The organism is Belliella baltica DSM 15883 (genome assembly GCF_000265405.1).
Taxonomy (GTDB): domain Bacteria; phylum Bacteroidota; class Bacteroidia; order Cytophagales; family Cyclobacteriaceae; genus Belliella; species Belliella baltica.
In genome coordinates, this window is the sequence record NC_018010.1 from 689351 (window position 1) to 714591 (window position 25241).

23 protein-coding genes are annotated in these 25241 nt (G+C 36.4%); 5 read left to right on the top strand and 18 right to left on the bottom strand.

Annotated features, from left to right (window positions below):
• Positions 1–32 precede the first annotated feature (32 nt).
• Positions 33–842, top strand: coding sequence for a nucleoside triphosphate pyrophosphohydrolase (gene mazG / locus BELBA_RS03205; protein ID WP_014771314.1), 810 nt, complete (start codon positions 33–35; stop codon positions 840–842).
• A 112-nt stretch (positions 843–954) separates the two neighbouring features.
• The gene (locus tag BELBA_RS03210) at positions 955–1548 is read left to right on the top strand and encodes a YceI family protein (protein WP_014771315.1); all 594 of its coding nucleotides are present in this window, start codon (positions 955–957) and stop codon (positions 1546–1548) included.
• A gap of 459 nt (positions 1549–2007) precedes the next feature.
• Here BELBA_RS03210 and atpG read toward each other — a convergent pair whose 3' ends face one another.
• From atpG to BELBA_RS03260, 10 genes are all read right to left on the bottom strand, one after another.
• Entirely contained in the window at positions 2008–2883 is an 876-nt protein-coding gene (atpG, locus tag BELBA_RS03220; protein WP_014771316.1) for an ATP synthase F1 subunit gamma, read from the bottom strand.
• Positions 2884–2963: 80 nt separating this feature from the next.
• A complete protein-coding gene (gene atpA / locus BELBA_RS03225; RefSeq protein WP_014771317.1) occupies positions 2964–4541 on the bottom strand; it encodes a F0F1 ATP synthase subunit alpha in 1578 nt (525 codons plus the stop codon).
• Positions 4542–4573: 32 nt separating this feature from the next.
• Positions 4574–5134, bottom strand: coding sequence for an ATP synthase F1 subunit delta (gene atpH / locus BELBA_RS03230; RefSeq protein ID WP_014771318.1), 561 nt, complete (start codon positions 5132–5134; stop codon positions 4574–4576).
• A 1-nt stretch (position 5135) separates the two neighbouring features.
• Entirely contained in the window at positions 5136–5630 is a 495-nt protein-coding gene (locus tag BELBA_RS03235; RefSeq protein ID WP_014771319.1) for a F0F1 ATP synthase subunit B, read from the bottom strand.
• Between the two features lie 82 nt (positions 5631–5712).
• Positions 5713–5973, bottom strand: coding sequence for an ATP synthase F0 subunit C (gene atpE / locus BELBA_RS03240; RefSeq protein ID WP_014771320.1), 261 nt, complete (start codon positions 5971–5973; stop codon positions 5713–5715).
• 40 nt (positions 5974–6013) lie between these two features.
• Positions 6014–7033, bottom strand: a complete 1020-nt coding sequence (gene atpB, locus BELBA_RS03245; protein ID WP_014771321.1) for a F0F1 ATP synthase subunit A — start codon at positions 7031–7033, stop codon at positions 6014–6016.
• Between the two features lie 19 nt (positions 7034–7052).
• On the bottom strand, positions 7053–7439 hold the full coding sequence (locus BELBA_RS03250) for a hypothetical protein (RefSeq protein ID WP_014771322.1): 387 nt from the start codon (positions 7437–7439) through the stop codon (positions 7053–7055).
• 24 nt (positions 7440–7463) lie between these two features.
• Positions 7464–7718 (bottom strand): AtpZ/AtpI family protein, encoded by a 255-nt coding sequence (locus tag BELBA_RS19245; protein ID WP_014771323.1) that lies wholly within the window; start codon positions 7716–7718, stop codon positions 7464–7466.
• A complete protein-coding gene (locus BELBA_RS03255) occupies positions 7684–8109 on the bottom strand; it encodes a bactofilin family protein (protein WP_041779211.1) in 426 nt (141 codons plus the stop codon). Before BELBA_RS03255 ends, BELBA_RS19245 begins: the two co-directional genes overlap by 35 nt.
• Before the next feature lie 2 nt (positions 8110–8111).
• Positions 8112–8984 carry a M23 family metallopeptidase gene (locus tag BELBA_RS03260; protein WP_014771325.1) on the bottom strand — a complete coding sequence of 291 codons (873 nt, stop codon included), beginning with the start codon at positions 8982–8984 and terminating at the stop codon, positions 8112–8114.
• A gap of 112 nt (positions 8985–9096) precedes the next feature.
• Between BELBA_RS03260 and porW the strand changes: the two genes are divergently transcribed.
• From porW to uvrC, 3 genes are all read left to right on the top strand, one after another.
• Positions 9097–11712: a type IX secretion system periplasmic lipoprotein PorW/SprE gene (gene porW / locus BELBA_RS03265; RefSeq protein ID WP_014771326.1), complete on the top strand. Its 2616-nt coding sequence runs from the start codon at positions 9097–9099 to the stop codon at positions 11710–11712.
• A gap of 27 nt (positions 11713–11739) precedes the next feature.
• Entirely contained in the window at positions 11740–14013 is a 2274-nt protein-coding gene (locus BELBA_RS03270; RefSeq protein WP_014771327.1) for a penicillin-binding protein 1A, read from the top strand.
• A gap of 71 nt (positions 14014–14084) precedes the next feature.
• Positions 14085–15890 carry an excinuclease ABC subunit UvrC gene (gene uvrC / locus BELBA_RS03275; RefSeq protein ID WP_014771328.1) on the top strand — a complete coding sequence of 602 codons (1806 nt, stop codon included), beginning with the start codon at positions 14085–14087 and terminating at the stop codon, positions 15888–15890.
• Positions 15891–15909: 19 nt separating this feature from the next.
• Here uvrC and porN read toward each other — a convergent pair whose 3' ends face one another.
• The 8 genes from porN to BELBA_RS03315 form a co-directional block, all read right to left on the bottom strand.
• Entirely contained in the window at positions 15910–16722 is an 813-nt protein-coding gene (porN, locus tag BELBA_RS03280; RefSeq protein ID WP_014771329.1) for a type IX secretion system ring subunit PorN/GldN, read from the bottom strand.
• 36 nt (positions 16723–16758) lie between these two features.
• Positions 16759–18357, bottom strand: a complete 1599-nt coding sequence (porM, locus tag BELBA_RS03285) for a type IX secretion system motor protein PorM/GldM (RefSeq protein WP_014771330.1) — start codon at positions 18355–18357, stop codon at positions 16759–16761.
• A 43-nt stretch (positions 18358–18400) separates the two neighbouring features.
• Entirely contained in the window at positions 18401–19204 is an 804-nt protein-coding gene (gene porL, locus BELBA_RS03290) for a type IX secretion system motor protein PorL/GldL (protein WP_014771331.1), read from the bottom strand.
• Positions 19205–19255: 51 nt separating this feature from the next.
• Entirely contained in the window at positions 19256–20350 is a 1095-nt protein-coding gene (gene porK, locus BELBA_RS03295; protein WP_014771332.1) for a T9SS ring complex lipoprotein PorK/GldK, read from the bottom strand.
• Positions 20351–20467: 117 nt separating this feature from the next.
• On the bottom strand, positions 20468–21439 hold the full coding sequence (locus tag BELBA_RS03300; RefSeq protein ID WP_014771333.1) for a PorP/SprF family type IX secretion system membrane protein: 972 nt from the start codon (positions 21437–21439) through the stop codon (positions 20468–20470).
• An 88-nt stretch (positions 21440–21527) separates the two neighbouring features.
• On the bottom strand, positions 21528–22301 hold the full coding sequence (locus tag BELBA_RS03305) for a uroporphyrinogen-III synthase (RefSeq protein WP_014771334.1): 774 nt from the start codon (positions 22299–22301) through the stop codon (positions 21528–21530).
• A 40-nt stretch (positions 22302–22341) separates the two neighbouring features.
• On the bottom strand, positions 22342–23463 hold the full coding sequence (locus BELBA_RS03310) for a DUF4271 domain-containing protein (protein WP_014771335.1): 1122 nt from the start codon (positions 23461–23463) through the stop codon (positions 22342–22344).
• 5 nt (positions 23464–23468) lie between these two features.
• On the bottom strand, positions 23469–25190 hold the full coding sequence (locus BELBA_RS03315) for a POTRA domain-containing protein (protein ID WP_014771336.1): 1722 nt from the start codon (positions 25188–25190) through the stop codon (positions 23469–23471).
• Between the last annotated feature and the right edge of the window lie 51 nt (positions 25191–25241).

Sequence of the window (25241 nt, forward strand, 5' to 3'; positions counted from 1 at the left end):
AACCCCCATACATTCCAATTAGTTTCCCCAATATGTCTGAATTATCCTCTAGAAAACAGCAGCTTGAAGCTTTTGATCGCCTACTGACAATCATGGATGAGCTGAGAGAACAATGCCCTTGGGACAGGAAACAGACGATAGAAAGTCTTCGACATTTGACTATAGAAGAGACTTTTGAGCTATCGGATGCCATATTGGAGAATGATATGGAGGAAATCAAAAAAGAACTGGGGGACATTCTGCTTCATATTGTATTCTATGCCAAAATAGGGGATGAAAAAAAGGCTTTTGATATCAAAACGGTCATCGATAGCCTTTGTGAAAAACTGATCAGAAGGCATCCTCATATCTATGGTGATACCATCGCCACTGACGAAGAAGCTGTCAAGCAAAATTGGGAGAAAATCAAATTGAAGGAGAAAGGAAATACTTCTGTTTTGGGAGGAGTACCCAAGTCATTACCTGCTTTAATCAAATCCATGCGGATTCAAGAAAAAGCCCGGGGAGTTGGATTTGATTGGGAAGAGAAAAATCAGGTTTGGGAAAAAGTCGAGGAGGAAATGCAGGAGTTCAAAGCAGAATTCAATGCTGACTCTGACAAAGAGATCGATCGTGAAAAAGCTACGGGAGAGTTTGGAGATTTACTTTTTTCCTTGATCAATTACGCCCGATTTATTGAAATCAATCCTGAAGAGGCTTTGGAAAAAACCAATATCAAATTCATCAAAAGATTTCAATATCTAGAAAATGCTGCAAAAAAAACAGGCAAGAAAATCGAAGATATGACCTTGGCAGAGATGGATGTGTATTGGGAAGAAGCTAAAAAGGAGGTGATTGATTAAATTCAACACGCTAGTCCTTATTTGATAAATCTTCAAGTATTTTGAACCAACCAAATTAAACCAATTCCCTTTTCAAATGTCTAAGGAGAATATTTTAAACCAATCATAAAACATGAAATTAATCACATCATTAGCCCTTTCTTTGGGACTATTTTCCAGCATTCTATTTTCCAACACAGAAATTGAAAAAGTTGCAGTCAACAAAACAGAAAGTACGGTCAGCTGGAAGGCCAGCAAAGTTACTGGGGAGCATTTTGGGAAAGTAAATATTTCTGATGCTAACTTAGATTATGAAAGCGGCAAAATCTTAGGAGGCTCTTTTGAAATCGACATGACAAGTATTTCCGTTGAAGACATAAAAGACGCCAACTCAAATCAAAGATTGGTAAACCACTTGAAATCAGATGATTTCTTTTCGGTAGAAAAACACAAAAATTCAACTTTTAAAATCACAAAAGCTACTTCCAGCAATGGTAAAGATTTCCAAATCACAGGTGATCTGGTCATCAAAGGAATCAGTAGCCCAGTTACATTTCCAGTTCAAGTAACAGAAGCAGGAAACAAAGTGACTGCTACAGGTAAGATAACTTTTGACAGAACAAAGTATGACATCAAATACAGATCTGGCAATTACTTCGAAAACCTTGCAGATAAAATGATCTATGACGAAGTGACTTTGGATGTCATATTGGTTGGGATGAAGTAACAGAAATATGATATTTGTTGATTCTAGATATTAACAAATACTAGCTACTCCATTATCTAAAGCTTCACAACCATCTATTATAATTTTAAAACTAAAATTGAGGCTGTCCTAAAAGGACGGCCTTTTTTGGTTTCCATACAAAGCGTTGACAAAAATTACCCTATTATAATACTTGCCCTGTAATGGATTTTTGCAGCGTAGCCCTTTTATCTGAATACATCAAAAAAATAAACCTGAGAGCTGATGGGAATTTGAAGAAATCAGGGCTACGTCCCTCTTTTAAATTACCTACCCCCTCGTTATACTACGAAGAATTCAGGGCTAACGCCCCTTTTATAAAGAACTCAAAACCATGGGTTTTTAGGAGGAAAAGACAAAAAAAGAACAAAAAAACCACAAACTTCTCAGCTTGTGGTTTTTTTTATTATAAATCTAAAATCTTAGATCTTCATTCTTAACTTACTTCCCTCCAAGTGCATTTGCACCGGCTACGATCTCAAGGATTTCATTGGTAATAGCAGCTTGACGTGATCTATTGTACATCAATCTTAGGTCTTTCAATAACTCACCAGCATTTTCAGTTGCTTTGTCCATAGCAGTCATACGAGCGCCATGTTCGGAAGCATTGCTTTCAAGTACAGCCTTGAAAAACTGAATTTTCAATGAAGTAGGAACAAGTTCTTCGATGATAAACTCTCTTGATGGTTCAAGGATATAGTCCGTATCAGACCCTTTCTTAACAGCATCTTCTGTATCAGAAGACATTGGAAGGAAGTTCTCTACTATTACTTCTTGCGTTGCCACATTTTTGAAGTGGTTATATACCAATACTATTTTGTCGTAGTTCCCATCAGCAAACTGATTCATAGCAAACTCAGCAGCCAACTTCACATTTTCAAAAGAGACGTCAGAGAAAACTTGGTAATAAGTATCAATTACATTGAATCCTCTTTTCTTGAAGAATTCAAATGCCTTTTTTCCCAAAGGAAGAACAGTAATATTTTTCCCTACAAACTGACCGGCAATAGCAGTACTTGAGGCTTTCAATACATTTGAGTTGAAAGCGCCACAAAGACCTTTGTCAGAAGTGATTGGAATCACTAGGACATTATTGACTTCACGTTTTTCAGCAAAGACAATGTCAGCTTGACCATCACTGGCAGCGGAAACATTGTTCAGGATAGCTGTTAATTTCTGTGAGTAAGGACGCATCTGAGTGATTTTGTCCTGCGCCCTTCTTAGTTTCGCTGCTGCCACCATTTTCATGGCTTTGGTAATTTGCTGCGTAGAAACTACCGAATTAATTCTTTCCTTTACTTCCTTTAAATTAGCCATATATTTTTGTGATATGGAGAGGTATCTTATATTAAAACACACTTGGGGATCAAACCCCAAGTATGATTAGATCGATTTAATTACTTCGCGTATTTTGGAGACAACTCTTTCGCAGCTGCTTCCAACAATTTACCTGCTGTATCTAAGTCACCTTTTTTGATGGCAACCAAAGCTTCAGGATAGCTAGCTGCCAATAACAAGTAGAATTCTTTCTCGAATTGTCTTGCTTTTTCTACTGGCACGCTGTCCATCAAACCTTTTGTAGAAGCATAGATAATCGCTACTTGATTCTCAACTGCAACTGGTGCATATTGAGGTTGTTTCAAGATTTCTTGGTTTCTTCTACCTCTTTCGATAGTTCTTTTTGTAGAAGCATCAAGGTCAGATCCGAATTTAGAGAAAGCTTCCAATTCACGGAATTGTGCTTGATCTAACTTCAAAGTACCTGCTACCTTTTTCATAGATTTGATCTGTGCGTTACCACCTACTCTAGATACAGAGATACCTACGTTAATCGCAGGTCTAATACCTGAGTTGAAAAGGTTAGTTTCCAAGAATATCTGTCCATCAGTAATGGAAATCACGTTCGTTGGGATATATGCAGAAACGTCAGATGCTTGTGTTTCGATAATCGGAAGTGCAGTTAAAGATCCGCCACCTTTAACCAAATGCTTGATAGAATCAGGCAGATCGTTCATTTCTTGTGCAATCTTGTCAGAAGCGTTGATTTTCGCAGCTCTTTCCAACAATCTTGAGTGAAGGTAGAATACATCACCTGGATATGCTTCACGTCCCGGAGGTCTTCTCAATAGTAGGGAAACTTCACGGTATGCAACAGCTTGCTTAGACAAATCATCATAAACAACCAAGGCTGGTCTTCCTGTATCACGGAAGAATTCACCGATTGCAGCACCAGTAAATGGAGCAAAGAATTGCATTGGAGCTGGATCAGCAGCAGAAGCAGAAACTACAACTGTATAAGGAAGTGCGCCACCTTTTTCCAAAGCAGCAACCACACCAGCAACAGTAGAAGCCTTTTGACCGATCGCTACATAGATACAGAAAACTGGTTCACCTTTATCATAGAATTCTTTTTGGTTCAAAATCGTATCGATAACTACGGCAGTCTTACCAGTCTGACGGTCACCAATTACCAATTCACGCTGACCTCTTCCGATTGGAATCATCGCATCAATAGATTTGATACCTGTCTGGAGTGGCTCTGTTACCGGCTGTCTGTAGATTACCCCAGGAGCTTTTCTTTCCAAAGGCATATCATACAATTCACCTTTCAAAGGACCTTTACCATCAATTGGGTTACCTAAAGTATCCACAACACGGCCAAGCATACCCTCGCCAACATTGATAGAAGCAATTTTCTTGGTTCTCTTTACAGTATCACCTTCTTTTACCTCTTTCGAGTCACCGAACAATACGGCACCGACATTATCTTCTTCCAGGTTAAGCACCATTGCTTTAAGTCCGTTTTCGAACTCTAACAATTCACCAGCCTGAGCTTTAGAAAGTCCATAGATACGGGCTACACCATCACCTACTTGAAGGACGGTACCCACTTCTTCCAATTCAGCCTCAGTTCTGACACCAGAGAGTTGTTCTCTCAATATTGCCGAAACTTCGTCAGGTCTTACTTCTGCCATTATCGAATATGATTAAATGTTATTGCTATGATTTATATTTTACTTTCGTAATGATTGTGAGAAAATTCCAAGCGCAATGCTTTCAATTTGCTGCTTAGTGACTCATCTAGTTGTCTGTCATTGACTTTCAAGACAAAACCACCGATTAGCTCAGCATTTATTTTCTCAACCAATTCTATTTTGTCCAGTCCAGAAATTTCTTTAACTACATTCACAAACTTACTTCTAAGCTCTTCCGTAATGGGAAAAGTTGTAGTTAAATCCGCTACTTGAATTCCTTTATAGAGATTATATTGTACTTGAAATTCTCTAGCGATATCCACCAAAAGATCCGCTCTATTTTTCTTGGCTACGATACCATAAAAAGCCATTGTCATTGCATTTGCAGATTTCTCAAACAAAGCAGTCAGGACCTTCAATTTTTTATCAAAATTGATAATCGGACTTTTTAAGCTCAAAGCAAAATCACGGTTAGCTGCTGCTACCGACGCTAATTGCTTCATATCAGCCAGAACTTCTTCAAGTATACCTTTTTCATTGGCTAACTCGATAAGGGACTTTGCATATCTGGTGGAGACTCTAAATTCAGACATCTTAGTTCAAGTTAATATCTTTTACCATACCTTCTACTAGCTCTTGTTGAGCAGCTTGGGACGAAAGATTTTTTCTCAATAATTTATCTGTAACTTCTAATGTAAGCTGGGCAACTTGGTTTTTCACTTCACTCAAGGCAGCTTTTTTCTCATTTTCTATTACAGCTTTTGCGTTTTCGATCATTTTAGCTCCTTCAACAATAGCTGCTTGCTTTGCATCCTCGATCATTTTAGCAGAAGTATCATTGGCAGTTTTCAAGATATTATCTTTTTCGATTCTTGCTTCTTGAAGCAATTTCTCGTTTTCTGATTTCAAGTTAGCCATTTCAGCTTTTGCTTGTTCAGCTGCTTTCAATGCATCATCAATGCTTGATTCTCTTTCTTCCAAAGACTCAAGGATTGGTTTCCAAGCGAACTTCATCAGAATAAATAACAAGGCTAGGAAACCGATAAGTTGCCAAATAATAAGCCCCGAACTAGGTAGTATAAGATCCATGTAATATGAGAGTTATAATTTCAATTTTGTTCAAATGAAGAGAAAGGATTGGCCTAACGCCAATCCCTTTTTTCTGTTGTTCTTAGAAAGTAAGACCACCTGCATTCAAAGCAATAAGTAGACAAACTACTACTGCAAACAGGGATACTACCTCAATAAGAGCTGCAATGATCAACATGGCAGTCTGAACTTTACCAGCAGCCTCAGGCTGACGAGCAATAGATTCCATAGCCTGACCACCAATTCTACCGATACCTAGACCTGCGCCTATCGCTACAATTCCAGCACCGATACCTGCACCCATAAGTGCTAATCCAGCAGACAATAATAATGAAGTTAACATACGTGTGTATTATTTATAAATTGAACAAAGAAATTTCTAATTAATGATGCTCGTGCTCCGCTACAGCTCCACCGATATACATCGCAGTGAAGAGTGTAAAAACATAAGCTTGAATAGTAGCTACCAAGAGTTCGATTACATTCAGAAATGTCACCATCAAGGTACTCACTACGCCAATCGCATAAGATTCAAAGATGAACACCAATGCTATGAATGCCAAGATCACAATGTGACCTGCTGTGATTGCCACAAAAAGACGGACCATCAAAGCAAATGGCTTTGTAAACAAACCAATAATCTCTACTGGAACAATTACTAGAAGCAATGGCACAGGCACACCTGGTGTCATGAATACGTGCTTCCAGTATTCTTTATTTCCATTGACATTGACAATGATGAATGTCAATACAGCAAGCGTAGCAGTTACAGCAATGTTACCAGTCAAGTTGGCTGCACCTGGCAACAAGCCCATCAAGTTGCCTATCCAAATGAAAAAGAATAGCGTCAACAAATAAGGAACAAATTTCTTGTATTTCGGACCAATTGATTTGTGTGCAATTTCATCTCTTACAAATATAACAATTGGCTCGACGAATGAAGCGATTCCTTTTGGAGATTGAACACCATGCTTCTTGTAATGATTTGCAGCAGATAGGATTAAGTAACCCATTACTAAAATCACCAAAAATAACATCGCTACATTTTTGGTAATCGAAAGGTCTATGAAGCTAGCCCCATCAGCTCGATGTAAATGATCATGTTCGTCGATAAAGTATCCTTCAACCCCATAAGCTTCTCCAAATTTATGGGTCTCATGATCTTGAAAATCTGAAGACATATACACTTCAAGTCCTCGATCAGCAGAATAAATAATAACCGGAAGTGGAAGCGTCACATGAGTATGCCCAAAGGTAGCAAAATGCCACTCGTGGGAGTCCTTAATGTCATGCATGATAAATCCAGTCTTATCTTCATCATCACCACTCGCGAAAGTAGGAGTTGAAAATGTCAGCAAAACTGCTGTAAATAAAACACTTAGGCAAAGAAACTTACGGAACATCAAATCGAATTTTTATGACCTATTTTGAATGCGGGCGCAAATTAGCTATTAACCCGTATATATCAAATATTAAGTAGAACAAATAAATTACAAAGAAATTAGCCACGAACAGAATTATATTCTCAACATCCAAGAAAAGATAGATAACAATAAATCCTAAACTTGCCATAAATCTCAAAGCTGTAGCCCCAAGAAGGATATTTGGAGAATTTTCTTTGCTCAATTTTATCAAATAATGAACAAAAGTTCCTGTAAGCCATGTCAATAAAGCAAAAAAAGAAAGGACTTTCCACACCGAAGGATGGATCCAAGTTGGCAAGAGATAGTTTTGCATGACATAGATGATCCCTGCTAAAATTAGCGTTAATGCTAAAATCCTCACCGTAAATATTTTTATACTTGACATGACCTTTTGAATGGAGGCGCAAAATTAAGACTTTTTATTCTTATCTTCTACCTTATTGTCATTTTTCAATGATTGAAAAAGCTGATAAAATGCGAGAACGATCGAAAGGAAACAAAAAAGTAAGAGCCAAACAGGAAACTTTATTTGGCTCTTTTGTTGAATTATCCAACCTAGCCATGTACCAAGACCAATAATGGCAAATAGCTGAAAGGATAATCCTATATATTTTACATAAATTGGAAAACTATCCTGAGATAAGTTCTTTTTCTGAGGCTTCACGTTTCACCTTTCCATTTAAAGGTTTAGCAATCGCTTCACCCATTTGACATTTGCCATTAAAAACGGCACCATTCTCTACGACTAGCTTTTGGGTGTAGATATTCCCTTCGATTACTGCTGTTTTTTTGAGAAATAATACACCAGTGCAATGTATCTCACCTTCGATTCTTCCTGAAATTTCTGCTTCTTCTGCCCTAACGTTGCCAATCACTAAAGCAGAATCTCCAATCACAATCTTATTTTGTGAATCTAAGGTTCCTTCTACTTTACCTTCGATTCTAATATTTCCTTGTGCTTTGATGTCTCCTTTGATCAGGGTTTCTTTTGAAATCACATTGCTGGAACTCACCATATCAGCAACTGATTTTTTATCTTCTTGTTTGTTAAACATATTTAATTGAATGTAATGAATTCTTGGGGATTAAGCGGGCTACCTTTATACCATAGCTCGAAGTGTAAATGCTGACCAGTTGTCAACTCGCCTGTATTGCCGATGATAGAGATGATTTCTCCTCCTCTGATGATATCACCTACAGTTTTCAATAATACTGAATTATGTTTATAAAACGAAACCAATTCGTTTGAATGTTGAATACCAATGACATAACCGGTTTCTAATGTCCAAGAAGACATGATGACTGTTCCAGCTGCAATTGCTTTGACAGGTTCATTTTCAGTTGCAACTATATCTACACCAAAATGATTGTCTTGTGGCTCAAAGGCCGAAACAACTACTCCTTTGATTGGGGAAAATAAATAAGTTTCGGTAAATGAAGACGGAACAAAATCTCGTGGAGAAGAAAAGTCTAATGGAACTCCTTTAAATTCTTCTTCAATGGCTTTAGTTGATTCACTTTTACTAAATAAATCTATTTCACTTCCTGAATAATCGGAATCATTTACGGGAATAGAATCTTGATCGAAATTTTGTACTTGGCTATCTCCTGATAAAATCGATTGAATATTCTTGACATACATATCCTTTTGCTTCAGATCAATCATCAAAGAGTCCACAGTCTCGGAGAGTTCTGCTATTCGAACCATATTTTCTGTTTCCAAAAACTCTGGATCAAACCACGCTCTTAAAAATGTCCTTGATGCAAAAAGAGAGATGACAAAAGCGATAAGCACAAACAATATAAAAATTAAAGCTATTTTTACTTTGGTAATACTTAAAGATGAAATCACAGAAAAATCCTCTTCTTTCCGTATTACAAAAAGAAATTTCGTGTCGATCCAACTTCTAACTTTCTCTTTTAGTCCCAACCTATTTTTGTTTTAAGTATTTCTATGCCTCAAAAATATAATATTAATCAAAACCGTTTAATAAATTAAAGCAAAACCTTTATTTTGCTCCAATGTATTTCTAACCTTAGCAATGAAAACGCAGCATCCTTGTTTTATTCTATTTTTGCTTCTGATTTTTTCAGCATGTTCTTCCGAGAAGAATACCTTTATGAATCGAATGTATCACAATACTACGTCTAGGCACAATGCTTATTATTTGTCAAATGAGAAAATTTTAGAATTAGAAAACACTATCAAATCTAACCATAAGGAGGATTTCAGTCAGGTTCTGCCAATTTTCTATCCTGTGGATAGTGCTACAATTGAGCAAAATGAAGAACTTCTAAAAGAAGCGAGAGAACTTTCCTCAAAGGCAATAGATTGGCATAGAATTTCAAAATGGGTTGACGACAATTATTTTTTGATCGGAATGATTGATTACTATCAAGCAGATACGGATGACGCCATCAACACATTCAAATACCTCAATGTAAACAGCAAAGACAAAGATCTGCGGCACAGGAGTTTAATTCAATTGATGAGAATTTTTATTGATCAAAAAAAATATGATGATGTTGTCTTCGTCATTGACTACCTATCCAAAGAATCAAAAATCAATGCTGAAAATAGGTATCATCTTTTCAAAACATTAGCTTACTATTATCATTCAAAAGAAGACATAGAAGGTAAAATAGGTGCACTTGACAAAACCTTAGAATACACAAAAGACAGCAAGGAAAAATCAAGGATTAACTTTATACTAGCTCAACTTTACCAAAGAGAAGGACTGGATGCACTTGCATATAATTATTATATAGAAGCCCAAAAGGGAAACCCTCCCTACGAGAGAAGCTTTTTTGCCCAGCTATATGCACAGAAAGTAGCTGAGCTTGATCGATCCAAGGATATCAAAAGAGTAAGAAATTATTACGACGAACTCTATGCTGATAGTAAGAACAAAGAACTCAAAGATGTAGTCCTTTATGAAAAAGCTCTTTTTGAATTATTACAAAATGAAAAAGAAGTTGCGGTGAATCTACTCCACAGAGCTGCAAAAGAAGAGGGGAACAACCCAATCCAAAAAGGGTATATCTATCAAAAACTTGCAGAAATAAGTTTTGAAACGGAGAAGGATTATAGGGCTGCAAAATATTATTATGACAGTGCGCTGACACATTTCAGGCCCAGAGACCCTTCCTACCAACAAATAGAGTCAAGCAAAGGTATCTTGGATGAATATGTTTTACATTTTGAGACAATTGCCAAAAATGACAGTCTAATAAGTTTAAGTAAACTTAGTTCGGAGGAGCAAGAACTGATTGCGGATAACTTCATTAAGAGTGAAGAAGAACGATTATTGAAAGAAGCGGCAGAAAAAGAAAAGCCAAAAAATACGGGAATATTTGAGAATCTTTTGGCCTTCGGTGGTAAAAGTACGGGTGAAAACTTCTATTTCGACAACAGTGTCGCCATGCAACAAGGGTCTATAGATTTCTTTAGAGATTGGGGGAATAGACCCTTGCAAGATAATTGGAGAAGAAGCACACAAGGGTTCTCCTCCATCACCAATAATGAAATCGAAAATACCCCAGAACAATCAGAGTCGGACGTTTCGGAAGAGAATATTTTTGAGCAGATTCCTAGCAAGGAAGAATTACTTTCACAAATACCAAAATCAGAAACTGATATCGCTATACTTGATTCAAAACTTGAAACATCTTATTTTGAATTAGGCAAACTTCTGTTTTTTGATTTTAAGGAGCCTGAGTTTAGTATTGAAAATCTTGAAAGTTTGATAACTACCTATCCAAACACCATCAAGAAACCTGAGGCTTATTATATCCTTTACCTCGCTCAAAAAGAAAGAAATGGAAATGCTGAACTTTATAGCCAAAGGTTGAATAGAGAGTTCCCTGAGTCACCATTCACATTTTCTGTGAACAATCCTGATGGTGTGTCTGGAAACCTTGCTTATATCCAATCATCCAATGGCTACAAAGAAGCATACAATCTATATAATTCAAGAAATTACCCTGAAGCTAGAAAAATTCTAAGGTCAACACTTGAGGAGTTCCCATTGACAAGAAATACTGAAAAGCTTCTTCTTTTGGATGTCATGATTTCTGGTAAAATCGATGACAAAAATCGATATAAAACTAGATTAGAAAGTTACATTCAGAACACAGAAAATCCCGACCTGTTAAAAATGGCAAGAAATATGCTAATTGCACTTACCGGCGAGAAACCAGATACAGATACTTTAGGTGAAGAAGAAGAGCTTGAAGAAAAAGAAGAAGTACAAACCGTAGAGGAAGAAGCGGATATTGAAGATGAATCTCCTTATAAAGAAAATCCTAACCAAACACATATATTTGTGATCGCCCTAGAGGCAGAGCAGTCGAGTGTTGCCAAAAGCCTTTTGGCAGATTTAGAAGGTTTCCATTCTGCTAACTTCCCATCCTCGAGGCTGAGAACTGGTAATATGAATTTGAACAGAGAAAATGCAATCTACATAGTCAGCCCGTTCAATAATGCAGAAAAAGCTTTAGAATATAGGTCTAAGTTTATGAAAGATTTCGAAACAACTTCATTAAGTGAGGATGATAAAGCGAACAGTTTCTTAATCTCAATAGAAAACTTTCAAGAGCTCAACAAAAGAAAAAATATAGAAGAGTATAGAAGCTTCTACAAGAAAACATATAACTAATACTCCTTATCCAATCTCATTGCAATAATGACCAATAAAATTATAAAGTATCTTTGGCTGGTTTTCATAGCTGGACTATTCAGTTTTATCTTATTTGTCTGGGGGGTTAGCGTAAACTTCTTAGGTCTTTTTGGAGAATTACCTGATTTCAAGACGCTTGAAAATCCACAAAGTGAAATTGCATCTGAATTATACTCTTCAGATAATGTGCTTTTAGGTACTTATTTTAGAGAAAACAGAAGCCCTGTAACTTTCAATGACCTGTCTCCGAATCTTATCAATGCCCTAATAGCTACAGAAGACATCCGGTTTGAAGACCATTCAGGAATTGATTTCCAAAGCATGGGAAGGGTCTTGTTCAAATCAATCATCTTAAGACAAGGAGCGGGTGGTGGCAGTACCTTATCTCAACAAACAGCAAAAAATTTATTCAAAACAAGAGGTCAAGAATCTCAAGGACTGTTAAGTAAAGTTCCTGGTTTAAGAATGTTGATCATCAAAACAAAAGAATGGATTGTAGCAACTCGCCTTGAAAAATCTTATACAAAAAATGAAATACTCACCCTTTATTTAAATACTTCAGAGTTTGGCAGTAATGCATACGGGATAAAAACTGCAGCCAAGACCTTTTTCAACAAAACTCCAAATGATCTTGCCATACAAGAGGCAGCTGTCCTTGTTGGTCTTTTCAAAGCTCCAACATACTACAGCCCCGTGTTCAACCCTGAAAATTCTCTTCGAAGGAGAAACATAGTGCTTGCACAGATGGAAAAATATGACTTTTTAACAGATACAGAGTATGATTCCTTGAGGGCATTACCAATTGAACTTGAGTACAACGTTCAGAATCACAACCAAGGTTATGCACAATATTTTAGAGAGGTTATCAAAGCTGATTTGACAAAGTGGACACGAGAGAATTTAAAATCAGACGGGACTCCTTATGATCTCTATGGCGATGGTTTGAAAATCTATGTTACGATTGACAGTAGACTTCAGAAATTTGCTGAAGAGGCTGTACAAGAGCACATGAAAGCTTTGCAAGAACTATTTGAAAAAGAAATGGGCACAAGGGCACCATGGATTGATGAAAATGGTCGTGTTATTCCGAATTTCCTTGAAACTCAAATTAAAAGGACTGAAGCCTATAGAAACCTTGTCAAAAGATATGGTACAGACACAGATTCTATAGAGTACAAGCTTAATGAAAAGAAAAAAATGAAAGTTTTTTCTTGGGAAAAAGGAGAAGTAGATACTTTAATGAGCACAATGGACTCTTTAAGCTATTATAAAAAACATTTACAAGCTGGATTTGTATCCATGGATCCACATACGGGGCATATTAAAGCTTGGGTTGGGGGTATCAATCAAAAGTATTTTAAATATGACCATGTGAAACAAGGTAGAAGACAGCCGGGATCTACTTTCAAGCCATTTGTGTACGCAGCAGCAATCGAAAATGGATATAGCCCTTGTTATTCTGTAATAGATCAGCCTGTTGAAATTAATATCCCAGGACAACCTACATGGATTCCTAGTAATGCTGATGGTAAATTCTCTTATGAAAGATTGACTATCAGAAGAGCTATGGCGCAATCTATTAACTCCATCACAGCATACATGATGAAAAAACTCAGCCCAAAAGTGGTAGTGGAAACTGCTCAAAGATTAGGGATTACAAGTGATTTAGAAGCAGTTCCTGCCCTAGCTCTGGGTACAAACGATGTTTCTATTTATGAGATGATTGGAGCGTTTGGAACTTTTGTCAACAAAGGAGAGCATATCACACCATTTTATATTGATAGAATTGAAGACAAAAATGGTAATCTTCTCCAACAATTTACTCCAAGAAAAAAACCTGCGATGAGCGAGGAACACGCCTACTTAATGGTTTATATGTTGAGAGGGGGTTTTGAAGAAGAAAGAGGAACATCTCAGGGTGTACCTTATGCTTTGAGAGAAGGAAATGAATTGGGAGGAAAAACAGGAACTACACAGAATGCCTCCGATGGATGGTATATGGGAATTAGCAAAGACTTGGTTTCTGGCGTTTGGGTAGGTGGAGATGATCGAGCTATTCACTTTAGAAGCTGGATAAATGGCCAAGGAGGGAGAACAGCTAGACCGATTTGGGTAAAGTTCATGGAGAAAGTCTATGCGGATCCAAGTATTGGAATAACCAAAGGCCCTTTTCCAAGACCAGAAAGACCTCTTAGCATAGAGATCGATTGTGATCAATATGAAATGCAAAGCAATCGCTTCAGTGACTATGATTATGATCCAAGGAAAACAGACTTCTAATATTTGAAAATGAATTAATAAGTAAAAAGACAGCCTCCATCAAGGCTGTTTTTTTATCTTTGTTACAAAATATGCAAGCATCATTTTACACTCCTGAGGATTATAACGCACTACCCGATCAACCCGGGGTCTACAAGTATTATAATGACAATCAAGAGTTGATTTATGTAGGTAAAGCGAAAAGTCTCAAAAAGCGAGTTTCAAGCTACTTCGTGAAAAATACTGGAGTAAATCACAAAACACGGAGAATGGTGCGTGAGATCAGACAGATTGAAATCACGCTTGTCAATTCTGAATTTGATGCTTTATTGCTAGAAAATAACTTAATCAAAAAGACTCAGCCCAAATACAACATACTTTTAAGAGACGATAAGACTTATCCTTATCTCGTGTTAACCAATGAAAACTTCCCTCAAATCTATCCAACAAGAAAGATGATTATAGGAAGAGGTATTTATTATGGCCCATTTGCGAGTGTAAAGGCTATGAATAATGTCCTAGAACTGATCAGGAGCTTATTTACAATCAGGACTTGTCGACTTGATTTGAGCCCTTACAAGATTGCCGAGCAGAAATATAAAGTTTGTTTGGAATATCATATTGGCAACTGCTTGGGTCCATGTGAAGGACTGCAAGGTGAACCTGCCTATATGAAAGACATTGAGCAAGCAAAAAATATTCTCAAAGGAAACTTAGGAATTGCGAAAGCTTATTTCAAACAGTACATGCAAGAAGCTGCTGAGAAATATGCTTTCGAAAGAGCACAGTACTACAAAGACAAGCTTGACTTGTTGGAAAAATATCAAGCAAAATCTATGGTCGTCAACCCTTCGATTAAAGATCTGGATGTGTTTACGATCGTTACTGATGAAAAAATTGCCTATGTCAACTTCCTGAAAATCAAAAATGGAAGTATAAATATCACTAAGACTGTCGAACTGAAGAAAAAACTCGATGAAACCGAATCTGAATTATTATTGACAGCAATTGTCCGATTGAGAGATCAGTTCAACAGTGAGTCTCCAGAAATCATTGTTAACATTGAATTTGAAGAAGAATTTGAAGGATTAAATATCCATGTTCCCAAAATTGGGGATAAAAAGCATCTTTTAGACCTTTCCCTAAAAAATGCGAAATACTATAAAAAAGAAAAAGCATTGGCAGCAGGTGATGTTGCAGATAAGAAATTTAGAGTTCTGAAGCAATTACAGAATGATCTTTCCCTTCAAGAAATGCCAGATCATATAGAATGTTTCGATAACTCAAACATCCAAGGCACAAATCCAGTGGCTAGTATGGTTTGTTTCCTCAATGGAAAACCAGCGAACAAAGAATATAGGCATTACCATATCAAAACTGTCGAAGGACCAAATGACTTTGCCTCAATGACTGAAGTAGTAGGAAGAAGATATAAGCGTCTTTTGGAAGAAGATAAACAGCTCCCTAAACTTATTGTCATTGATGGCGGTAAAGGTCAGCTTTCTTCGTCAGTAGAAGCTTTGAAGAACCTGGGAATTTATGGCAAAGTGCCCATTATCGGAATTGCGAAAAGGTTGGAAGAGATTTACTTTCCAGAAGATTCATACCCTATTCATATTGATAAAAAATCAGAATCATTGAGACTGCTTCAAAGGATAAGAGATGAAGCGCATAGATTTGCAATCACTTTTCACAGAGATGTCCGAAGCAAGAAAGCCTTTGGTACTCAGCTTACAGAAATTGAAGGAATAGGGCCAGGCACATCTGAAAAGTTACTGAAGCACTTCAAATCTGTCAAAAAAATAAAAGAAGCTTCTCTAGAAGAGATTGAAGCTATAATTGGAAAAAGTAAAGCTGAAAAATTACTTGAATCCTTTGAACAAAAAAAGAGCAGTTGATAATTCAACCGCTCTTTTTTTACCATTCCCACAGGGCATTTTCATAGTCTAAAAGCTTGTATTCAAACTCTAAGGCATCAAGAAATGCTTGCAATTCAGGATTTGGATGTATTGGATCAACCATATCAACGATCAATGCATCATCTCTATTGGTGTATTTTCTAACAACAGACCTAAATAATCTCAAATCAAAAACCTGATCATATCCTAGGTTTTTTGATGCATTTTGGAAATTAATCCATTTCGCTTCAGGATGATCTACAAAGTGATTATAAAAGTCTTTGAACTTAATGAACGCAATAGTCTTCTGACCAGCATTACTGTTAGACTCTGATGGCATAACCAACTCAAGATATTTTACATCAAATTTTTGTTGAGAATGATGTTTATCGAAAATAAAATCCTCTCTAAAATCCAAATAATATAAATTCTTTACAAAGAGACTATCCCCATTAGCAGCAATCCAGAAGTTATTTTGAAATTCTGCTATGGATAAAGGTTGTGTGAACTCCTCATCTGCAAAAACTTCTAAAGCATTTTCTTCGACTACAGCTTTGTAAATATTGTTGATGATCCCATCAGTTTTAGAGTCTCCAGAGCCATACAGAGGAAGATTGTATTTTTCTCTCAAATCTATTCTTCTCCAAACACCAATTTGATACATCTTATCGTCTTCTCTAATCGGTCTAACTGAAAATACTGTATCGACTTTGAATTGTCTATCTCCTGTACCAGATGGATTCATACTGGTTGGAACTTGGGCAAATCCATCCAAACTTAGGTAAAAACCCAAGAATAATATTAATCCCAAAATTTTAGCATTCCTTTTCATATGCTGATTTTTTAAGTCCAAAAGGACGTTATTCTATTATCTGATCGCAATTCTAATTATCTGAGGTCTAGATAATGGCATTTTAATTTTCCTGTTCTGGAAATTTGTTCTAGTTATCTCTGTCACTCTGATAATAAATTGATCTCCAGCTTTTGCTTGCTCTGCGAGATTTCTAATCCCAACGGCTTCACCCGTTATATTCACAGAACCTCTAGGCACCTCACTTCTTACTAATGTGATTTCACCTCCTGTCACTTCAAATTTAGCATCCCTAGCCATAGTTCTGGCGAAAGTTGGTTCTGCTTCTGCTTTCACCAAAATTGATTGAATAGGAGCTATCCCCTGACTCAAATCAATTGGACCTTGATTTGTTGAAGGTACAATCGTTGGCATTGGAACTGGTTTGATATCATAAGAAACATCGCCAATTCTATTCCCTCCACTACTTACTCCAATAACCGTTTTTCCAGAAGGTCCTGGGATGATGGTAACTTGTCCTGGTCGTGTTCCTGCAATGGCCTGACCATTAGAAACAGCAAATGAAGGTGAATAACTATTACCTAAAGCAGGAACATCAATCATCAAGTCATTAGCACAATCAGCATATAGCTGATTCACAACTTCTGAAGTTACTCTAATAACGGGCTGAGCTACGAAATATTCATATTCGATAGGAAGAACTTGATCTTCACCACCAACATTAGTTATAATTTCACCTTGTATAACTCTTCTTGATAACCCTCTGTCATCATACTGTCCAGGAGTCGCTGTGAATTCAATTTTACCAAATCCTTCTTCAACAGGAACTTCTCTGCCATCTATTGTCATCCTAGGAACATCAGAAGATGAGCTTGAAGCAATAAACATATCTGCCTCAAATTTTGTCCCTGCAGCTACCACATTAGATAAGGCAGCAATTCTAGCTTGGACAATATCTGCTTTGTAATAGAACGAACCAATGGTATTCGTAATTGCAACCAATGACTCACTTTCTACATTTAAAACTTCATTTTGAAATTGAGAAATCAAAGTCAACACAGCTCCAATTGGTGACTTCACGAAGGTAAGGTTCACGAAATCTTTGGTTCTTACATCTGGATCATTTTTGAACAAGTCGATTTGATCTGCGTCTTTGGCAATCGGCTGAAATGTCATGTCAATGCCAATTTCTTTCAACATAGCAGATACTTCCTGAGGATAGGTGTTCAAGATTTCCTGCATTTCATATCCTTTTTTGTTGTTATTAAAGATATTTCCAGAAACATCGACATTTTTCAATGCGGATGTCTTGTACATTCCTTGATCATCTTTAGCATTAGAGACGGTGATCAACTCTTGTTTCATTGATTCTAGGTAATTGAAAACTTCAGCTGTTTTCTTACGAAGCTCTTTAGCTACTTCTACTTTAGGGGCGTCCTTTTCATTATTCCCTTGTTGTTCTACTGTTCCAGCAATTGACTGAACAGCAAATTCATTTTTTAGGATGTAGTTTTTTGAGGTTCTTTCGAGACCATCATTTATCAATACGAACTTCTGAAGGATCTGATTACTTACCTGTAGTGCTAACAAAGCTGTCAACACAAGATACATCATACCAATCATCCGTTGTCTTGGAGATTCTTTTCCGCCGGCCATATTATTTATCTAAAAGATTAAACATAATTTATTTAAATAAGGCTTAACCTTTCATGGCTGATAACATGCCACCATATATTTTATTCAATGAACTTACATTAGCATTCAATTTTGCCAATTCATTTTTGAAAGCTTCTGTTTCCTTTCCAGCTTCATTTAATCCTTCCAAAGCAGAAGTCATATTTGAGTAGAATTTATTCAAAGTCTTCACATGTGAATTCGCATCTTGCAATTCCATTTCATACACATTATTCAGAGCAGATAGATTTTTAGTAACTGCAACTACTTGTGTATGGTATTCTTTGGCATCAGCTGAAGCAGATGACATTTCTGTCAATGCGGCAGCAGTTTTACCATAAGATTGATTGATATCAACAAGGGTTTTTGATGCTGATTTTACATTTTCTGCATATTCATTTGTAGCAACAGCAGCATCTGACAATTTGCCCATTTTTTCAGCAGAAGAAGCCAAATTCTGCATTCCTTTGCCAAGACTTTCGATCAATTCTGGACCAATCTTAGCCTTTTCAAGCATCTCATCCAATTGTTGTGTAGAGCTAGGCCCAGAAGCTACTTTTGCAGCAGCTCTTCTTTCTGCTGGAGAATCTCCAGCCAGTTCTGGATAAACCTTAGTCCAGTCTAATTCTTCATGTTTAGGTTCAAATGCAGATAAGAAAAATATCACAGCTTCTGTAGAAAGACCAACTCCAATCATCCAACTGGCAAAAGGCCAATCCAAGATTTTAAACATCGCTCCAAGAATTACTACAGCTGCACCGATACCATAAATTTTTGGCATGATAGAGCCATAAAACTTATACTTAAATGATTGTTTATTCTGTTCCATTTTGATTAAAAGTAAATAGTGTTTGTGATTAAGTTTTTTTGAGGTAGTTAATTAACGTTGTCTTCTTCTATTGTTGCTCACATTCATAGATCCAGATCTGCCGATGAATATCATCGTAGTTCTAAAACCAATATGAGCTGTTTTGACATCTTGATATTCATAAATTCTTGTGCTTGTCTCTAAGTAGTGAGCGATATCTTTCCAAGATCCGCCTCTTACTACTTTTCTTGATTCACCTTCTTTTGTGAATTTTGGATCCAAATCCCAAGTCAAGGCTGTACCTACTTCACTGTAATCATCCAATACCCATTCCGAAACATTTCCTGACATATTGTACAGTCCAAAACCATTAGGTGCAAAAACATCTACTGGTGCTGTGTAAGAAAAACCATCATCAATGTAATTTCCTCTTCCAGGCTTAAAGTTAGCCATCAGACACCCTCTTTTATTCTTTAAATAAGGTCCTCCCCAAGGATACTTCGCAACATCTTTACCACCTTTTGCAGCATATTCCCACTCTGCTTCTGTAGGAAGTCTAAATGGAGGCATTTCAAAATCTGATTTGTCATTTGCATTCATGTGGTAAGTTCTCCACTCACAATACATATTTGCTTGCTCCCAACTGACACCAACTACTGGATAGTTGTCAAATGCTGGATGATCAAAATAAAATTCCATCAATGGATCACCATAATGATAAGAAAAACTTGAAGTCCAAACTGTAGTATCAGGCAAAACTTCATCCAAATTGAATTGCGGAGGATCTTTCAAAGTAGTAGGAGTAGAATAGGAATATTCTCCAAGTCTAACCGCTTCTACAAATTGTCTGTACTTGTTATTGGACACTTCATATTTGTCCATGTAAAATTCCGAAATGGTAACCTGCCTGTTGAAGGCTGATTGAGTGGTGGCGATATCTTCATCCGCCTGCCCCATCCAAAAAGTTCCTGCTTTCACAGCCACCATATCGATCGGAAGATTCTGTTGCCAACCGACACGCTTGGCGACACCGGTTACTTCTCCTCTTCTGTTATCCTTTTCACTTGCAGATCCTTTCTTCCCAAAAAGTCCACAACCTTGTAAAAACGAGGCTGTTAAAAGCATCGCAATCACCGGAAAAAACCTTGAAATCATTTTTTTATACATAAATGACAGTAATTAAGTTATGTAAATAACTGATAATTTTCTATTTACAACGAAAGCGAAATTTAAACGAAAATTTGACAAAAACACTAATCATTTGTCAAATTTTACGCATTTTCTTTAGAACCTATATCTAGGTGTCCGCTGTATTGCTCTTTGAAATTCCCTAGAAACCTGTGGCAAGTTGTAGGTCAACATGAACTCATGACTCGTAGGAGATTTGGCTTCGAGCCCTCCTACTACCAAGTCAAATGCATAACCTATTCTCAATGAATTGTCTCTCAAAAGACTATATCCTACTAGTAAAGATACCGATTCTTCCCCTCTATAGGCTAGACCTGCACTTACTTTTTGATTATGTGTGGCTATAACGCTCAGGTCATATGAAAAATTATTAAATGAAACCGTTTTTAAAAGAAAACTTGGCTCAAAAGTCCAAAATGCAAATGTTCTTATTCTGTATCCTGCATTCAAATAAGAATGATTCCTCAACTGATTCCCTATTGCTCCTTCTCCGAAATCAAAGCCTGGCTCATTCAAATGACGTGAGCTGATACCCACGTAGAAATTTCTTTGATCATAAATTGCTCCAAAACCCACGTTGAAATTCATTTGGGTTTCTCTTCCTCCAGCAGGTACTGCTCTATCTGGGTTGACTAAGTTCCATTCATCATATTTGAGCGTACTTGAAAAAACACCACCTGAAGCACCCAAACTTAACACCCCTCTACGTAGCCTCAAGTGATATCCCAAAGAAAGGTTGATTTCCTGATTGGTGGTTGGCCCAATATTATCATTGACAAATGACAAACCATAACCCAGGTTGGTATTATCTAAAGAACCTGATGCTGTTAGTAATTGTGTAATAGGTGCAGGGCCATTTGCTCCTGAATAGTTGGCCCATTGTGTTCTGTGTAAAGCTGAAAAATTATATCCCTTTTCCTTTCCTGCAAAGGCTGGGTTATAAAAAAGCCCGTTGTTCATGTATTGTGTAAACTGAGCGTCTTGTTGCGCAGTAACTTTAGCAGACAATGTCGCTGCTAGCAGAAATATCGGTAAAAATCTAAGTGAGAAATTTGTCAGCTTATCCATGTATCAAAAGATTTAATCTTTTCAGAATCTTTTCAGAATCTATTCTACACAATTAAACTGAAAAACCCCATAAAAGATTGAAAAGATGTTATAAATTATTTGCTTTTTTTATGTAAAGCTCCAATGCGCCAGTCATACTTGGTGCATTTGGCATTGGTGCTTCAATGTCCAAAATCAAATTTTCTTCTCTAACTGCTTCTGCTGTGGTGGGACCAAATGCAGCAATTCTTGTGTTATTTTGTTTGAAGTCAGGGAAATTTGTAATCAATGATTTGATACCTGAAGGGCTAAAAAAAGCCAATACATCATACTTGATATCCCTTAAGTCTGACAAATCAGCCGCTACAGTATGATAGATGATCGCTTCTGTAAACTCGATATTATTTTTGGCCATGTAGTTGGGGATTTCATCTTTTCTGATATCCGAACATGGGAATAAATATTTCTCTGACTTGTGTTTTTTAAAATAATCGAATAAATCAGATGCTGTTTTTTGTCCAACAAATAACTTTCTTTTTCTGATTACTATATATTTTTGAAGGTAATGCGCTGTTTGGTCTGAAATACAGAAGTATTTCATATCCGCAGGCATTTCTATTTTTAATTCTTTACAGATTGTAAAAAAATGATCTATGGCATTTCTACTCGTAAAAATAATAGCTGTATGTTTCAAGATTTCGATCTTCTGCTTTCTGAAGTCTTTCAGTGAAACTGGCTCGACTTGGATAAATGGCCTAAAATCAATCTTGAGGTTATATTTCTCAGCAAGTTGGAAATAAGGAGAATCATCACCACTCGGCTTTGGCTGTGAAACTAATATGCTTTTTACTGGGTTGAATCTGTCTTTGGTAGATTTACTCATTTTTAATCGCTTATCCTTTTAGTAACCTTTATAAAATTTACTACCCCATGATAACCTTTGCGATAATCAAAAAGGGCACCAATTCCGCGGTGCAAATGTAAGCAAATAAATGGTAATTATTAAAAGACACACGATTCATCATGATAAACATCAGTAAGACTACCGCAAGCAAATAAGACCAAAAAAAGATAATTAAAGACCAATTTAATACTACACCTAATATTTCTTGACTATTTAATGCAGCAACACAAATAATAATTACCAAAAATATCATCAAAATAGATACCACTCTTAGTAAATAAAAAAAATGTGCAAATTCATTTTTTCCTAATTCATATATCAGAGTCATGAATTTGATAAAGAGAAACTTAACGATAGTCAATACAAATAACCCTAGCGTAATTACCAACCAATATAGAAATAGTTCATCTACGTCACCCTTGATAAAGTCTCCTAGTCCTCCTAATCCTATTTCTTTCACCCCAACCATAGCTATCAAAGCAACTGTGAGATTGTTGATGATTATAAAAAATATGATGTCTAGTGAAAAGAATTTTTGTATCGCATTGGACTCAGAGAAATCCTCAGCAGTAAATATTGACTTTGGATTCAAAATATATCCAAGAACCAAAGGGTAGATTACTTTATAGATTGATATAAAGAATAAAATACAAATCAATGCTAGAAAAAAGAAGTCATAGAATCTATCTATTTTCCTTTTTTCAAACTGATTTAAAGGTTGGTTTTCGGATACTTTAGAAAAAAAACTATTCTTATTAAAGAACCCCTTTTTTATAGAAACTTCAGAAGTACTGATATCTTTTTTTAATACTGAAAAATTGATTTTAGATTCTTCAATGAATCCAAATTTACTTCTTAAATCTTTAATAGAGATCTCTACAGTGGTGTCATTAGAAGTATAAAACCACAATACATTATCCATGAAAACTGTAGATTCTGCGGGAACATTTGCGATAAAACTAGCACTTGTGAAAGTACTAAGATCAAGAGAAACCTGAACGAATTCAGAGGATTGGAACCATCCTGCCTTTTTATCATAGGAAAGCTTGGAATCATAGTTCTCCACAACTTGCCCAATCAGCTGAAATTGGATAAAAAATAAGCTCAGTAGTAAAATCAATTGTTTCTGAGATCTATACATACATTTTAAAATCTACCAGTATATCCAAAATGGATTTTTGAAAGGTTAAGGGCAAAATCTTGACTATTGGACATGCCTAAAGCATAAATAAAATTGAAAATCCCTCCGCTAGTTTCTAGACTAAACCCTAAACCTGTTGAAAGGGGAAAATCTGTTTGAAGACCCTGAACTCTATTTTCTAATCTTCCTGTGTCCACAAAAATCATAAAATATGAATACGTATCAAAATAGAATCTCGGTTCTACTGAAAAATAGATATAATTATTAGCAAAGAAGAAATTTTCATTGAAACCTCTAATTGTTCTTAAGCCCCCAAGTCTATATAAATCATTCCCCAATAGATTTTCATTTACCAAAATTCCTCCTGAGGCTTTGGTCATCAAGCCCCAATTGTTATTAAAATAAAAATGCTTGAGGACATCACCTTTTATATAGTATTGAATTGTTCTTCGCTCCAGCCCTTCATAGACCACAGGTGGAAGACCTGTGTTTTCCAAAATCTCCTTGTTACCAATTGCAAATTCGGCGTGTCCATAAAAACCTCTTCTAGGCATAACGATATCATCTAGTTTAGTCAGCTGATAGCTTACCCCATAATTATTGTACCTAAAATCAGCAAAGTCAGGTAATTCTTGAATTTCTCTCAAATTGGAAGTAGCCAACAAATCCCCGGATTGTCGTCTTCCAAAAAACTTGATGTAGCTATCCGATTTGAATCTATATCCAAAATCCAACCTAAAATCTCGATTCAAAAAGGTCGTATCTTCCTTCAATAAGTAGAATGATGCCCCAATGTCAATCATCGAACCAAAAACCATGGGTTCAATCGCTCCTACTCTAAGATTTTGAGAATATTGACTCAGTCTTTGCCAATTGAGATTATAATTTCTTCCATTTCCTCCCACGTTATACAACCCAAGATCAAATTGGCCGGTTATTAAAAGTTTGTTTTCTTCAAATTCGTTAGGTAGAAATCCAATAATCCCATCGAGCGTATTTATTTTCCTGTCATTAATAGGCAAGTAGAGCGTGGCTTCTTCATTTTGGAAGCTAATTTCCGGTTCACCAGCCCATCTTAGATAGGGCAAATTCTTGATTTGACTGATTGCTTGTTCTATTTTTCTTTGGGAAAATGGCTCTCCAGGGAGAATTTGAAGAAATTTTGCCAAGTACATCCTTTTAGTTTTTGAATTCCCACTAATTTTAAGTGTGTCAAAAGTGATGTAAGGACCTAAGTCTATATTTAAGGCAGCAGAAAAACCATCTTCATTTCTCGACAGACTATCCAATTTCATCGCTGCGAATGGAAATCCTTCATTTTCTGATTGACTTAAGATTTTATCGAAAAGCTTTACGATTTCCTGATATTGAAAAGGCTTATTCTCAAATCTCTTTTCATCATATCCCGCTTGAATTAAAAGTACTGGTTCTAAATTTCCTTTTCTTAAATCAACCCAATTAAAAATTGCTCCAGTGACAATTTTGAGTGAAAGTGTGTCTCCTTTTATTTTCCTGCTAAATTCAGCTGCTCCCAAATATCCACTTGCGTAGAGATCTTGAAAAATCACTTGAATTCCAACTTGTCTTTGCAATGAATCTGCAAACCCCAACAATTCTGATTTATTCACTTCTCCTGAAATTTCATATTGCAGGTATTTCTCCTGTTGGGCAACAAGAGCTTTCCCTGTCAAAAGAAATAGGATGATGATAAAAACTGCTTTTTTCACGTCAATTGGGAAAATGTTTCATTCTATTGCCATCACTTTTAGTGATCAAAA

What these genes read in the sequence shown, in the direction of transcription:
- atpA (WP_014771317.1), bottom strand. Translation starts at nt 4,541, where the DNA reads ATGGCAGAAGTAAGACCTGACGAAGTTTCGGCAATATTGAGAGAACAA.
- BELBA_RS03270 (WP_014771327.1), top strand. Translation starts at nt 11,740, where the DNA reads ATGACCAATAAAATTATAAAGTATCTTTGGCTGGTTTTCATAGCTGGA.
- BELBA_RS03310 (WP_014771335.1), bottom strand. Translation starts at nt 23,463, where the DNA reads ATGTATAGATCTCAGAAACAATTGATTTTACTACTGAGCTTATTTTTT.
- atpB (WP_014771321.1), bottom strand. Translation starts at nt 7,033, where the DNA reads ATGTTCCGTAAGTTTCTTTGCCTAAGTGTTTTATTTACAGCAGTTTTG.
- BELBA_RS03300 (WP_014771333.1), bottom strand. Translation starts at nt 21,439, where the DNA reads ATGGATAAGCTGACAAATTTCTCACTTAGATTTTTACCGATATTTCTG.
- atpG (WP_014771316.1), bottom strand. Translation starts at nt 2,883, where the DNA reads ATGGCTAATTTAAAGGAAGTAAAGGAAAGAATTAATTCGGTAGTTTCT.
- atpE (WP_014771320.1), bottom strand. Translation starts at nt 5,973, where the DNA reads ATGTTAACTTCATTATTATTGTCTGCTGGATTAGCACTTATGGGTGCA.
- BELBA_RS03255 (WP_041779211.1), bottom strand. Translation starts at nt 8,109, where the DNA reads ATGTTTAACAAACAAGAAGATAAAAAATCAGTTGCTGATATGGTGAGT.
- porN (WP_014771329.1), bottom strand. Translation starts at nt 16,722, where the DNA reads ATGAAAAGGAATGCTAAAATTTTGGGATTAATATTATTCTTGGGTTTT.
- uvrC (WP_014771328.1), top strand. Translation starts at nt 14,085, where the DNA reads ATGCAAGCATCATTTTACACTCCTGAGGATTATAACGCACTACCCGAT.
- porL (WP_014771331.1), bottom strand. Translation starts at nt 19,204, where the DNA reads ATGGAACAGAATAAACAATCATTTAAGTATAAGTTTTATGGCTCTATC.
- BELBA_RS03235 (WP_014771319.1), bottom strand. Translation starts at nt 5,630, where the DNA reads ATGGATCTTATACTACCTAGTTCGGGGCTTATTATTTGGCAACTTATC.
- porW (WP_014771326.1), top strand. Translation starts at nt 9,097, where the DNA reads ATGAAAACGCAGCATCCTTGTTTTATTCTATTTTTGCTTCTGATTTTT.
- BELBA_RS03250 (WP_014771322.1), bottom strand. Translation starts at nt 7,439, where the DNA reads ATGTCAAGTATAAAAATATTTACGGTGAGGATTTTAGCATTAACGCTA.
- BELBA_RS03305 (WP_014771334.1), bottom strand. Translation starts at nt 22,301, where the DNA reads ATGAGTAAATCTACCAAAGACAGATTCAACCCAGTAAAAAGCATATTA.
- mazG (WP_014771314.1), top strand. Translation starts at nt 33, where the DNA reads ATGTCTGAATTATCCTCTAGAAAACAGCAGCTTGAAGCTTTTGATCGC.
- BELBA_RS03210 (WP_014771315.1), top strand. Translation starts at nt 955, where the DNA reads ATGAAATTAATCACATCATTAGCCCTTTCTTTGGGACTATTTTCCAGC.
- porM (WP_014771330.1), bottom strand. Translation starts at nt 18,357, where the DNA reads ATGGCCGGCGGAAAAGAATCTCCAAGACAACGGATGATTGGTATGATG.
- atpH (WP_014771318.1), bottom strand. Translation starts at nt 5,134, where the DNA reads ATGTCTGAATTTAGAGTCTCCACCAGATATGCAAAGTCCCTTATCGAG.
- porK (WP_014771332.1), bottom strand. Translation starts at nt 20,350, where the DNA reads ATGTATAAAAAAATGATTTCAAGGTTTTTTCCGGTGATTGCGATGCTT.